This window comes from Dermabacter sp. (assembly GCF_032550575.1).
GTDB classification, from domain to species: domain Bacteria; phylum Actinomycetota; class Actinomycetes; order Actinomycetales; family Dermabacteraceae; genus Dermabacter; species Dermabacter hominis.
Window position 1 is genome coordinate 198,351 of the sequence record NZ_JAWFZC010000004.1, and the last position, 12,891, is coordinate 211,241.

Sequence of the window (12,891 nt, forward strand, 5' to 3'; positions counted from 1 at the left end):
TTAATTCTCCTCGGTCGTAGTGGGGCGGGCGGGCGCTTCTTCAGCGGCGATTCTCCGGGCGATCGGCACGGGCAGAATTTCAGAGAGGTCGCTGCGTTCGCCGGATGCGCTCACACCGCCGCCTTTCGCGCGGCCCTCTGCCCACGTCAGCTCACCCGTCGCAAGGCGCATCCAGGTTGCTGCATCCATCTCCACGACTGCGGGCGGGGTTCCGCGCGTGTGGCTCGTGCCCTCTATGATCTGCACGGCGCCGAACGGTGGAACGCGCAGTTCGACGGCGCCGCCCGGGTATTCCTCGGCGAGCGCCTGGAGGGTGAATCGCACCGCGAGCGCGAGGGTAGGTCTCGCCGTGTCTTTGCCGTTCTCGCACCACGAACGGATCGCGGCCGTGCCGTCGGAGATCGGGATCGGCTTACGCGCCGGCACCGTCGGACCCTTCACCCGCGAGGCGTTCCTCGCCGGGAATGAGCGAGTGCACCGCGATCGTGTCATCGCGGTCCGGGCCAACACCGATCGCCGAAATGCGGCAGCCGGCAAGTTCCTCGAGTCGGCGCACGTAGTTTTGTGCCTCGATCGGAAGCTGCTCGAACGTGCGAGCCTTCGAGATGTCTTCGCTCCACCCGGGCATCGTCTCGTACACGGGCTTCGCGTGGTGGAACTCAGTTTGCGTCATGGGCATGTCTCGATGGATTTCGCCATCGATCTCGTAGGCGGTGCAGATCGGCACCTCGTCGAGACCCGTGAGAATGTCGAGCTTCGTGAGCACGAGATCGGTGAAACCGTTGATGCGCACGGCGTGGCGAATCATGAGGGCGTCGTACCAGCCGCAACGGCGCGGTCGCCCCGTATTGACGCCCACTTCGTGGCCCTTCTGCTGAAGGTATTCGCCCCATCTATCGAAGAGTTCCGTGGGGAACGGACCAGCGCCCACACGCGTCGTGTACGCCTTGACGATGCCGATCGCGCGGTCGATGCGCGTCGGGCCGATACCGGAACCCGTGCACGCGCCACCCGCGGTGGGGTTCGAGCTCGTCACGAACGGGTACGTGCCGTGGTCCACGTCGAGGTAGGTCGCTTGGCCGCCCTCCATGAGCACGAGCTCACCTCGGTCGAGCGCCGAGTTCAGCATCTCGGTCGTGTCCACGACCATGGGGCGGATCCGCTCCGCGTACTGGAGAAGGCCTGCCACGATCTCCTCAACCTCTACGGCCCGACGGTTGTAGAGCTTCACGAGCACGCCATTCTTCTGGCGAAGCGAGCCTTCAACCTTTTGGCGCAGGATCGACTCGTCGAATAGGTCCTGAACGCGGATGCCGAGGCGCCCCACTTTGTCCATGTAGGCGGGCCCGATGCCGCGGCCGGTCGTGCCGATCGCGCGCTTGCCGAGGAAGCGCTCGGTGACGCGGTCCATCGTTTGGTGGAAGGGGGCAACGATGTGCGCGTTCGCGGAAATGCGCAAGTGCGAGGTGTCGACGCCGCGCGATTCAAGAGTGTCGATTTCCTCGAAGAGCGCATCGAGGTTCACGACCACGCCGTTGCCGATCACGGGCGTCGCGTTCGGCGACAGAATCCCCGCGGGGAGGAGTTTAAGCTCGAACTTTTCGCCGTGGACGACGACCGTGTGCCCCGCGTTGTTGCCGCCGTTGGGCTTGACAACGTAGTCGACGCGATCGCCGAGAAGATCGGTTGCCTTTCCCTTTCCTTCATCGCCCCACTGGGCTCCAACGATCACGATCGCGGGCATGACATCTCCTTGTGCGCGGCGTCCTGGTGCGCGCGGTAGCGAAACAGCAAAGGCCTATTTTACGCGGGGTGATTGCCGACGTTAAGGGGCGAGCGTTGTGGCGTCGCTCAGGCTCGGGTCGGATTCGGCGATGAAATCCCTCAGGCGTTCTACCTCGCCGGTCTCGCCGATCGCTTCTGCGGCACGCGCAAGGTGCAGGAGACACAGAAGAAAACCGCGGTTTGGTTCGTGGGAGGCGGGGACTTCACCCTGGCCTCGCCAGCCGGCGCGGCGCAGCGCGTCGAGACCGCGGTGGTAGCCGACGCGCGCGAATGCGTAGGCCTCGATCGTATCGCCGTCGGCACTTGACTCCTGGGCGAGGAGCGCCCAGGCGAGCGGGGAGGTGGGGTGGTCAGCAGCGACCTTCTTCGGGTCGTCACCTTCGCGGTCGCGAACGGGGCGATCGAGCTCGTCGGGCAGGAAGGTCGGCTTCGGGCCAAGCAGGTTGCCGCCAAGCTCGGGGCGAGGGCGGGAGGTCGTGTTTTCACTCATACCCCCACCCTACAAAGTGTCTGTGCCATACACCCTGCGTACACGGCTGTTTAGAAGGGCCCGGCCACAACCTGCAACAATGGGGGCATGACAGAGACCCTTGACGGTTCCGAGCTTCTCACGGGGCCCCAGGCCGGAGGTGTGCTCGAGGCGGCCGTCACCAACGCGGGCGGCGAGCTCGTCGAATGGACGCTCGACCACGTCGACCACCGCCCTTCGCGCTCCACGAAAGCAATGTTCCGCACGAAGGTGCGCTGGGTGGAGCTTGACGGCGCCGAGGCTGAACCTCGCGATGAGCTCTTCGGCGTGAGTGCCCACATCGGTGAGCAGGAAAAGAACGTGCTCGCCCCCGAGCAGTCCCTCGTGATGACCGACGGCGACATGAACGTGCGCGTGTGGCGCTACCCCCACGACCCGTGGCTGCCGATGCTCCCGCAGGTGTGCTACCCGGATGTTCTCCACGAAACCCTCGCCCGTCTCGGTGTTGCCACGGGCTTCGCGGAGGGCACCCCCGTGCCGGTTGAGGTTGTGAGCTACCGCCCCGGTCGCCGCGCCGTGCTCAAGGCCACCCTCGCCGACCGCAACGTGTTCCTCAAGGTGTTCCAGCCGCACACGACCTCGAGCGTCGTCAACCTCCACCACAGCCTGCTCGAGGCAGGTGTTCCCGTGCCCGCCGTTCTCGGCTCGACGGACGGCCTTGTCGTGCTCGCCGAGCTGCCCGGCACGGTTCTCGCGAAGGCGGTGATCGAAGAGGGCGAGCGCGCGTGCCATGCCGAGGATCTCGTCGCGATGCTCGACCGCCTCCCCGTCTCCCTCATGGATCAGCCCGTGCGCCCGCCGTGGACCGATTCCGCCGAGTTTTACGCTGGTGTTGTCGCCTCGAGCCTCCCCTCCCTCAAAGACCGCCTCGATGTCCTCGTGTACCGCATCGAGCTGGGCCTCGCCGACGTCGAGCGTCGCATTGGTCTCGAGCCCACCGAAGTCGTCCACGGCGACTTTTACGAGGCGCAAGTGTTCGTGGACAATTCCCGCGTCGTTGGCGTCCTCGACATTGACGGGGTTGGTCCAGGCCGCCGCGCCGACGACCTCGCGTGCCTGTGCGCCCACCTCTCCGTGCTTGGCGACTACGCGAATCAGGGTCGCCTGACACTCGACATTCACGAACGGGTCGCGGAGGCGATTCGCACGTGGTATCCCGTTTTCGCGAACCGCGTTGATCCGCAAGAACTCGCGCTGCGCGCCGCCGGCGTCGTCCTTTCCCTCGCAACGGGCCCGCACCGCCAGCAGGAACCCGATTGGGAGCGCGCCACGGAAGCGATGGTTCGCGTTGCCGAAACGTGGGTGCAGGTCGCCGAGTATGGGCCGCACTACGTGGGGCCCATGCCGGGCGGGCTCATTTCCGGATCCGACGCCACCCGGCCACGCACCGATGCCACGACGAATGCCGAGGCGACGAGTGCTCCGGCGGGCGACGCCGATGGCGCGCCAGCCGAACAACCGGCACAGGCCCCCTCGCCGTCGCCGATCATCGTGCCATCCGTTCCGAGCGCCGACACCTCGTTCGCCCACGGCGCCGCCCACTTCGAGCAGGATCCGACGATTCCGCTCCCGCCGATTCCCGAGCTGTCCGGTCAGCAAATGGAACTCGCGCTCGGCGGCGCCAACGAACAGCCCCACGAACACTTCGGGCGCGCGGGCATCACGATGTCCCCGCCCACCCCCGTCTACGTGCCGGGAATGCGGCGACGCCCTCACGTGCGCCCCGCACGCCACACATTCCTGAAGTCGATGGAGGCGGCGCAACCGTCGGAACCCGTGCGGCGTAATACTCACCGCGCCGACGCTGCCGAGGATCCTCCAGCAAAGGCCAACGAGGAAGGAGAGAGCTGATGCGCGCGATCGTTCAGAAGGTGAACGGAGCGAAGGTCGAGGTGCTCGATACTCACGACAGCCCCCGACGCACAACAGGCGAGTTCGAGGGCGAGGGCCTCGTCGTGCTGCTGGGCATCACCCACGACGACGGCGAGAGCGCGGTCGAGACCATGGCGCGGAAGATCTGCGAACTGCGCATCCTCGACGACGAAAAATCCGCGCTCGATAAGAGCGCGCCCGTCATGATCATTTCCCAGTTCACGCTGTATGCGGACGTGCGCAAGGGGCGCCGCCCGAGCTGGAACAAAGCCGCTCCCGGGCCCGTTGCGGAGCCGCTCGTGCAGCAGGTCATTGACAGGGTGCGCGAGCGTGGCCTCACCGTGTACGAGGGCGAGTTCGGCGCACACATGCAGGTCAGTATCACGAACGATGGTCCCATGACGATACTCATCGAGACCGAGTAGGGTGGAAGCATGACATACACACTGGTACTGCTCCGCCACGGCGAGAGCGAATGGAATCAAAAGAACCTGTTCACCGGTTGGGTCGACGTTCCTCTTTCGGAGAAGGGCCGCGGTGAAGCCACTCATGGCGGCGAGCTCATCAAGGAATCGGGCATCCTTCCCGACGTTGTGCACACGTCGCTCCTGCGCCGCGCCATCATGACCGCGAACCTCGCGCTTGATGCCGCTGATCGCCACTGGATCCCCGTGAAGCGCGATTGGCGCCTCAACGAGCGTCACTACGGCGCGCTTCAGGGTCTCGACAAGGCCGAGACCCGCGACAAGTACGGCGACGAGCAGTTCATGCTGTGGCGCCGCTCGTTCGATGTTCCGCCGCCCGCCATCGAGGAAGGCAGCGAGTTCAGCCAGGACGGCGACCCCCGCTACGAGGGCACCGAGGTTCCGAAGGCCGAGTGCCTCAAGGACGTCATCGCGCGCTTCCTCCCCTACTGGGAAGAGGGCATCAAGCCCGACCTCGCCGCCGGCAAGACCGTTCTCGTGGCTGCGCACGGCAACTCGCTTCGCGCCCTCGTGAAGTACCTCGACGACATCTCTGACGAAGACATCGTCGGCCTCAACATCCCGACCGGCCAGCCGCTCGTTTACGAGCTCGACGAAAACTTCAAGCCTGTCACCAAGGGCGGTCGCTACCTCGATGAGGAGGCCGCGCGTAAGGCGGCAGAGGCCGTCGCCAACCAGGGTAAAAAGTAGACTCTCGGATTGCATAGGGGTTGTGGGGGTTTCGGGCTCACGCCCGCCCCGTAACCTCTCGAGTTCCGACGGTTGCCTACACACGAGGCCCCGGAGATCCTCTCGGATCCCGGGGCCTTCGCTTCCCCCCCCTTTTCGAATTGCATAGGAGTTGTGGGGGTTTAGTGCCGATTCAGCGCTGCCGATTCAGCGCGGGTAAGGCGCGAGCGCCGAGGCTTCCGGGACGTCCCATAGCGCCGGCGCCGCCGATACGTTCGTAGGCACCAGCGCTCCAGTCGCCCATTATCGGCGACGCTTGCGAGTCGTCCCGAACAGCGAACGCGTAATCTCACGCCCGAGCACCGTCCCCGCCGAACGAAAGAAACTCTTGACCGCGCTATTGCCCGCGATCTTCTCCACCAATCCAGGCTCTTCCTTCGCGGGCTTCGCCTTCGCAGCGGGGGCTGCGCCTGCACCGGGCTTTTCAGTTCCGACGGCTGCCGGGGAAACGTCGGACTCCCCCTGCCCGACCTGGCCACCCTCCGCACGCGCCTTGAGGATCTCGTACGCGCTTTCGCGATCCACAACAGTGCTGTACTGGACCGCGATCTGGCTGGACGCGATAATCCGATCGATCTCAGCTTCAGGCGCGGGCTCCATCGAGGATTCGGGAGCGCGCATCGCGGCGTAGGCCACGGGGCTCGGCGCGCCCTTCTCGTTCATGACGGTGACGACCGCTTCGCCCGTGCCGAGGGAGGTCAAGAGCTTTTCAAGGTCGTACTCGGTTGTGGGGTAGGTGGCGACTGCTTTCTTGATGGCCTTTGCGTCATCGGGCGTGAAGGCGCGCAAAGCGTGCTGGACGCGGTTGCCGAGCTGCGCGAGAACGTCGGCGGGAATGTCCTTGGGCGATTGGGTAATGAAGAATACGCCGACGCCCTTGGAGCGAATAAGCCTCACGGTTTGGATGACTTGGTCGATAAAGGCACTGGATGCGCCCTTGAAAAGCAGATGCGCCTCGTCGAGGAAGAACACGAGTTTCGGCTGGGGAAGATCGCCCACTTCCGGCAGCACCTGGTAGAGCTCAGCGAGCATCCACATCATGAAGGTTGAAAACACTTCTGGCCGCTCGGCAACGCCGGGAAGTTCGAGACACGAGATGATCCCGCGACCGTCGGAATCTTTCCGGAGGAAATGCTCGACGTTGAAAGCCGGCTCTCCAAAAAACACGTCTGCACCGGAGTTTTCGAACTGGGTGAGGTTGCGCAGAATAACGCCGGCGGTCGCGGTGGAAATACCGCCGATGCTCTTGAGCTCATCCTTGCCATCGGTCGTGAGGTACTGGATGAGGGCGCGCAGATCCTTGAGGTCGAGGAGGGCAAGGCCAGTCTGGTCAGCGTAGTGAAAGATAAGCGAAAGGGAGGATTCCTGAGTCTCGTTGAGACCCAGCACCTTCGAGAGGAGAACCGGCCCGAATTCGGTAACCGTCGTGCGAATCGGCACGCCCTTACCGTGTCCACCCAGCGAAAAGAATTCGGTGGTGCCAGCGCGAGATACCCAGTCTTGGGCGCGAGCCTTCGCACGTTCGGTGAGTTTTTCCGACGCCTGCCCGGGAACAGCAATGCCGGAAAGGTCACCCTTCATATCCGCGACGAAAACGGAGGTACCGGCGGCCGCGATTTGCTCCGCGATGAGCTGCAAAGTTTTTGTTTTGCCGGTGCCGGTAGCGCCGGCGATCAAACCGTGCCTATTGAGCATTCCGAGTGGCATGTAAAGCGGCGCTTCGGGGTTCGGCTCGCCGCCATCGACGACCGCGCCGAGATGAATCCGCGGCTCCTCAAACGCGTAGGCGGCAACGAGGTCGTTCGTGTCGGGCTGAGAGATATCGGCCATGAGGTAGGAGCTCCTTCGCGGTGGTCAGTTAGAGGCGAACACGACCTGAGTCAAGAAAGTCGAGAACGATCGGCAAAGCGTCCGCGAGCGAGAGATCGCGGCGCACAGCAATAGCGTAGACGCTGCGCGCCATGGCGAATCCCCAGGCAACGTGAATCGCCGCTGCATCACGAGCGTCGTCCGCCCCCATGCTCGGGGTGAGACGCTCGGCGATGACCGCGCTGAGTTCGCGGCTCACTCCCCTGTTACGGTCGGTGAGGATTTGCAGCAGCTGCGGCTCGCGAGAAAGCACGCGGTGTGTGAGCTCGCGGGTGTCACTGCGACGAGAAGCGTCATCAGCGTGGATGCGAAGGAGCGCACGAATAGAGTCGCGAACGGGCTCCTGCGCGGGGCGAGAGGCAAGAATGTCCACAAAACGACTGCTCTGTTCAGGATCGACGCCCAGCACGGCCGCTTCCTTGGAACCCCAGTAATTGAAGAACGTGCGCGAGCATACCCCCGCCCTCTCCGCGATCTGATCGACCGTCACCTGGGCAAGACCGTGCTCGGCTACGAGTTCGAGCGCCGAAAGATGCATCGCTTCGCGCGATTCGCGTTTCTTTCGCTCGCGCAAACCCTCGTGGCTGGCGGCCAGGTCTGACGCCTGCTCTTTCTCCGTTGCGGCTGTGTCGCTCATGTCAATCACGCCTCCTCGTATCGACGTGCGGTGCATCTTCGTGTTCGAGGTGACCGTCAAGCGGTCCCTCTCAGCATGGCCGGGCGCTAGTTGGTGCTGCGCAGCTCGGTGTGGCGGATGAACAGGGAAAGCACGAGAGCGACAACCGCGAACGGGGCCGCCGTCGTGAAGACAACCTGCATGGCGTCTCCCATGCCGTGGCGAATGGCCTCGACGATCGGGGCGGGAATGCCCTCGAGCTTCGAGGGGTCAAGAATCGCCGCTGCACTACCGCCGGACTCGCCACCGATCTTTCCCATTGCGGCTGCGACCTGCGGCGGAAGCTGCGCCTGGATCTTTGGCATGAGATTCGCCGACATGACGGAGCCGAGAACGGCGGTGCCGATCGTCGAACCGACGTTACGGAAGAACTGCACGGCAGACGTCGCGACACCGAGATCCTCACGAGCGACGGCGTTTTGGACAATGAGGGTGTAGGTCTGCATACACATGCCGAGCCCCGTGCCGATCACGATCATGACGAGCGTGAGATGCAGTTGCGAGGATTGCCAGTCGAGGCCTGCAAGAAGGATGTATCCGACGCTCATGACGATACCGCCGAGAACGAGGAGTCCCTTGTAGCGGCCCCACTTGGTGATCATGATGCCCATGAGAATCGACGTCACGATCATGGCGACGTTGAGCGGGATGAGGATCGCGCCCGAATTCGTTGCGGATACCCCGAGGACGCCTTGCGCGAACACGGGGATGTAGATGATTCCGCCGAACATTGCGACCGCGATCGCGAAGCTCGCGAGGATCGATAGGGAGATGCGGGAGTCGGCGAGCATGCGGAGCGGGACGAGCGGGTTCTCCGCTCGCATCTCGACGACCACGAAAAGCGCAAGGAGGATTGCCGCAGCCACGAACATGGTGATGATGACCGAGGAGTCCCAATCGTAGGTATTGCCACCCCACGACACGGCGAGCAGGCCGATGACAAGGCCGGGCGTGAGAGTCAGCGCGCCAATGAGGTCGAACTTTCCAGCGCTTGCCGTATGCGGCAGGCGCATGAACTTTGTGAGGAACACGAGGGCAGCGACACCGAGCGGAAGGGCGAGATAGAACAGGTAGCGCCAACCGAAGTTGTCGGTCACCCAGCCTCCGAAAAGCGGACCAGCGATCGAGGACACGCCGAACACGGCACCCATGATGCCCTGATACTTTCCGCGCTGGCGCGGCGGGATGATGTCGCCGATGATCGTCTGGCTGAGCGGCATGATCGTGCCCATACCGAGGCCCTGGACGGCACGCGAGAACACAAGGAACCAGAAGTTTGTGGCCATGCCGGACAGGGCCGAACCGATCATGAACACGACGAGGCCCGCGATATAGAACGTCTTGCGGCCGTACATGTCGGAGAGCTTGCCGACGACCGGCACCGCGACCGCCGAGACGAGCATGGCCGCGGTCGCGATCCAGCTGTAGTGCTCCATGCCGCCGAGTTCGGCGACGATGCGCGGCATGGCGGGGCCGACGATCGTCTGCGAGATCGACGCGACAAACATACCGAGCATGAGGCCGAGGAACACGAGTTTACCGTCGCGGTCGAGGCCGGTGAATTCCACGGGAGCGTCGCCGCGCGCCGCGCGAGTTTGAAGTGATGTAGACATGGTCCCCTTTTCGTCCGTGCACCGCCACAAAAATTATGCAGCGACTGCAAAATCCTTAACGTGTGGGAGACTATCGCCTCCTGCCCGCCTCACCAAGGGGTGCGCGGCGGAACGTGACAAACGGAGCAGGGCGGCGGGCTCGCCTCGCTCACGGCCCGTCTGCGCCCCGCCCCTCGTCTTCCCTCGCCGTGTCCCCCTCGCCTCCCCTCCTCGCCGCGTCTCCCCTTCCCTCCTCGCCTCCCCTCCTTCGGTTCTGTACCCAACGTTTGTGGCGGTATCCGGCCTCATTCCGCCACAAACGTTGGGTTTAGATCCCTCGCACGCGGCAGAGAGCGTACAGGGGGACACCTTGATCGGCGCCCCAGCCCAGGATCGATTCCCCTCAACCTAATCCTGTAGGTGCGGCAGAAGGTCCTACCTAGGCACGAGCCTCGACTCGAACACCCACAACGTCGCCGGTCGTCCGCGCACTTTCGAGCACCGCCTCGAACATTCGATCCCAGCGGGGGCGCTCGGGAAGCGTGCGCGCAAAGGTGTCGGAAGTGCCGTCGGACCTCGCCTGCTGAAAAATCAGCGTTCGCGCTCCCCTCTCCACCCCAGCCTCGCGCCAGAGATCCGAGGCGACCTCAACGATGCGCGGGGCGTACGGGGCGAGCACCGGGGTGAGGGTCGTGCGCAGCTCAATCTCCACACCGGCGCGCGCAAGTGCGAGGAACGACTCGCGTGAGCGTTCAAAGGCGCGGCTCGCGTTCGGGTTCACGCTTCTCAGTCCGACGGTTTCCTCAAACACTTCGGGCGGTGCTTTGAGGTCAAATCCGACCCAATCGACGAGAGGCCCGCCTGGGTCCGAGGAGACGATGTCGTGAATCCGGGACGGAAAGGCACCTCCCGTGTGCAGGCCGGTGCGAAACCCAAGCGCCCGCACCTCTTGAAACGCAGGGATGATGGCACGCTGGAGCGTCGCCTCTCCCCCGGAAAACACGACACCATCGAGGAGCCCGCGCCTTCTTGCCAAGAGATCCTCGACCTCGCCCCACGTGACCGTGCCCGGAGTTCGGGGGTCGAGGATCGCGTGGTTGTGGCAATAGCTGCACCGCCACGGGCAGCCCTGGAGAAAGAGCGTCGCGGCAAGCTTTCCAGGCCAATCCACCGTCGAGAGCGGCACGAGGCCCGCAATTGCGAGATCATGCGGACTCAGGGCTGCGGAATGCTCACTCATGCAGGGACGACGGTTTCCGGGCGAGCTTCGGACGCGCGAAGTTCCCCGTGGCGCTCAGCCGCACCTTCCGTGAAGAACTTACGCTCCTCGAACTCGCCCTTCTTCCCGATGTTGAACGAGCTTACTGGCCGGTGATAACCCATGACACGCGTCCATACTTCGCACACGTCGCCGCATGCGGGGCACTCGTGGTGTTCACCCTTGAGGTAGCCGTGGCTCGGGCAGATCGAGAAGGTTGGAGTGATGGTGAGATACGGAAGATGGAAGTTCGAGAGGGCACGCTTCACGAGCTGTTTCGCCGCCTCGGGCGAACTCATCTGTTCATTCATGTACAGGTGCAAAACCGTACCGCCCGTGTATTTGGTCTGCAGCTCGTCTTGCCATTCCAACGCTTCAAATGGATCGTCGGTCGCACCCACGGGAATTTGGGAGGAGTTCGTGTAGTACGGGTTTTCGGCGGTACCCGCTTGAATGATCGCGGGAAAGCGCTCGCGATCCGCTTTCGCGAGGCGGTAGGTAGCGCCTTCGGCGGGGGTCGCCTCAAGGTTGTAGAGATTCCCGGTTTCTTCCTGGAATTCGACCATTTTCCCGCGAATATGGTCGAGAATCCGCACGCACATCGCGCGCCCCTCGCCCGTCACGAGATTGTGGGCATCACCCGTAAAGTTCCGCACCATTTCGTTCATGCCATTAACCCCGAGCGTCGAGAAGTGGTTACCGAGGTGGCCCATGTAGCGCTTCGTGTACGGGTAAAGCCCGCGATCGATGAGCTCCTGCACCGTCGCGCGCCGCCTCTCGAGAGTGTCTTTACCCAGGTCAAGGAGGCGATCGAGAGCATCCATGAGCGCGGCTTCATCACCCTTGTGGAGGTAGCCCAGGCGCGCCATATTGATCGTGACCACGCCAATCGAGCCCGTGAGTTCAGCGCTTCCGAAAAGGCCATTGCCGCGTTTGAGGAGCTCTCGAAGATCGAGCTGGAGGCGGCAGCACATCGAGCGAATCTGCCCGGGATCAAGCTCCGAGTTGATGAAGTTTTGGAAGTACGGGAGGCCGTACTTCGCGGTCATCCGGAAAAGACGCTCTGAGTTCGGTGAGTCCCAATCAAAGTCCCGCGTGATGTTGTACGTCGGAATCGGGAAGGTGAACACGCGACCATTCGCGTCCCCCTCCGTCATCACGTCGATGTACGCGCGATTAATCAGGTCCATTTCTTCTTGCAGCTCGCCGTACGTAAAGTCGCACACCTCTGAGCCAATAAGCGGATACTGATCCTTGAGGTCATCCGGGCAGTTCCAATCAAACGTCAAGTTCGTAAACGGGCACTGGCTCCCCCAGCGACTCGGAACGTTCAGGTTATAGATGAGCTCCTGCATGTTCTGCCGCACCTCTTCGTAGCTCATCGCATCGAGCCTCACAAACGGCGCCATGTAGGTATCGAATGAGCTGAACGCTTGCGCACCCGCCCACTCATTTTGCAGCGTCCCGAGGAAGTTCACGATCTGCCCGCAGGCACTGGAAAAATGCTTCGGGGGCGCGGAGGCAATCGCGCCCGGCACACCATTGAAGCCCTCCTGCAAGAGCGTGCGCAGCGACCAGCCCGCACAGTATCCCGTGAGCATGTCGAGGTCATGGATATAGAGATCGCCCTCGCGGTGGGCCTGGCCAGCCTCCGCGCTGAAAACCTCATCGAGCCAGTAGTTCGCGACCAGCTTTCCCGCCGAGTTGAGCACGAGCCCGCCAACGCTGTACCCCTGGTTCGCGTTCGCATTCACGCGCCAATCGGCGCGGCCAAGATAATCATTGATCGTCGAAATCGGGTCTACAAGGGTGCGCTCGGCGTGGTGGCGTGCGGGCATGGTGCGCTCCTATCGCAAATGGGGTGGTGTGCTTCGATGTGCCGATAGGCCCCGCGTGCGGAGCTTTCGGCTGCCCACCTAGATTCACTCGCGAGAGGCACATCTTGTGCCGCGACACGCGGAGGCCACAACATGTAGTGGTTTCGTGACGGTGTGAGCGGCACAGATCGGGACGAACGTCCCGGTGAGCAGGCATCCGGGGCGACACCTTATTGACTGTCGCTAAATGCGCCCCCCCCCCAAACAGCCGCCCCAACC

11 protein-coding genes are annotated in these 12,891 nt (G+C 63.4%); 3 read left to right on the forward strand and 8 right to left on the reverse strand.

Annotation, left to right across the window (positions count from 1 at the left end):
* The 3 genes from E6X30_RS06265 to E6X30_RS06275 all read right to left on the reverse strand — a co-directional run bounded on the left by E6X30_RS06265 (window position 1) and on the right by E6X30_RS06275 (window position 2,275).
* A complete protein-coding gene (locus E6X30_RS06265) occupies window positions 1-426 on the reverse strand; it encodes a sterol carrier family protein (protein WP_016663924.1) in 426 nt (141 codons plus the stop codon).
* On the reverse strand, window positions 413-1,744 hold the full coding sequence (locus E6X30_RS06270; RefSeq protein WP_070435493.1) for an adenylosuccinate synthase: 1,332 nt from the start codon (window positions 1,742-1,744) through the stop codon (window positions 413-415). Before E6X30_RS06270 ends, E6X30_RS06265 begins: the two co-directional genes overlap by 14 nt.
* An 81-nt stretch (window positions 1,745-1,825) precedes the next feature.
* Window positions 1,826-2,275: a DUF3151 domain-containing protein gene (locus tag E6X30_RS06275; RefSeq protein ID WP_016663922.1), complete on the reverse strand. Its 450-nt coding sequence runs from the start codon at window positions 2,273-2,275 to the stop codon at window positions 1,826-1,828.
* Between the two features lie 87 nt (window positions 2,276-2,362).
* Here E6X30_RS06275 and E6X30_RS06280 point away from each other — a divergent pair, with 87 nt between their 5' ends.
* Genes E6X30_RS06280 through E6X30_RS06290 form a run of 3 tightly spaced genes read left to right on the forward strand, consistent with a single transcriptional unit; the run spans window position 2,363 to window position 5,361 of the window.
* Window positions 2,363-4,165 (forward strand): phosphotransferase, encoded by a 1,803-nt coding sequence (locus tag E6X30_RS06280; protein ID WP_316335911.1) that lies wholly within the window; start codon window positions 2,363-2,365, stop codon window positions 4,163-4,165.
* The gene (gene dtd, locus E6X30_RS06285) at window positions 4,165-4,611 is read left to right on the forward strand and encodes a D-aminoacyl-tRNA deacylase (RefSeq protein WP_316335912.1); all 447 of its coding nucleotides are present in this window, start codon (window positions 4,165-4,167) and stop codon (window positions 4,609-4,611) included. Before E6X30_RS06280 ends, dtd begins: the two co-directional genes overlap by 1 nt.
* Window positions 4,612-4,620: 9 nt before the next feature.
* The gene (locus E6X30_RS06290; RefSeq protein WP_016663919.1) at window positions 4,621-5,361 is read left to right on the forward strand and encodes a phosphoglyceromutase; all 741 of its coding nucleotides are present in this window, start codon (window positions 4,621-4,623) and stop codon (window positions 5,359-5,361) included.
* 282 nt (window positions 5,362-5,643) lie between these two features.
* Here E6X30_RS06290 and E6X30_RS06295 read toward each other — a convergent pair whose 3' ends face one another.
* The 5 genes from E6X30_RS06295 to E6X30_RS06315 form a co-directional block, all read right to left on the reverse strand.
* Window positions 5,644-7,230, reverse strand: coding sequence for a helicase HerA-like domain-containing protein (locus E6X30_RS06295; protein ID WP_016663918.1), 1,587 nt, complete (start codon window positions 7,228-7,230; stop codon window positions 5,644-5,646).
* A gap of 28 nt (window positions 7,231-7,258) precedes the next feature.
* Window positions 7,259-7,906, reverse strand: a complete 648-nt coding sequence (locus E6X30_RS06300; protein WP_016663917.1) for a TetR/AcrR family transcriptional regulator — start codon at window positions 7,904-7,906, stop codon at window positions 7,259-7,261.
* 86 nt (window positions 7,907-7,992) lie between these two features.
* Window positions 7,993-9,558, reverse strand: a complete 1,566-nt coding sequence (locus E6X30_RS06305) for an MDR family MFS transporter (RefSeq protein ID WP_016663916.1) — start codon at window positions 9,556-9,558, stop codon at window positions 7,993-7,995.
* Window positions 9,559-9,976: 418 nt separating this feature from the next.
* Window positions 9,977-10,777 (reverse strand): anaerobic ribonucleoside-triphosphate reductase activating protein, encoded by an 801-nt coding sequence (locus tag E6X30_RS06310; RefSeq protein WP_016663915.1) that lies wholly within the window; start codon window positions 10,775-10,777, stop codon window positions 9,977-9,979.
* Window positions 10,774-12,633, reverse strand: coding sequence for a ribonucleoside triphosphate reductase (locus E6X30_RS06315; protein ID WP_016663914.1), 1,860 nt, complete (start codon window positions 12,631-12,633; stop codon window positions 10,774-10,776). Before E6X30_RS06315 ends, E6X30_RS06310 begins: the two co-directional genes overlap by 4 nt.
* Window positions 12,634-12,891 lie beyond the last annotated feature (258 nt).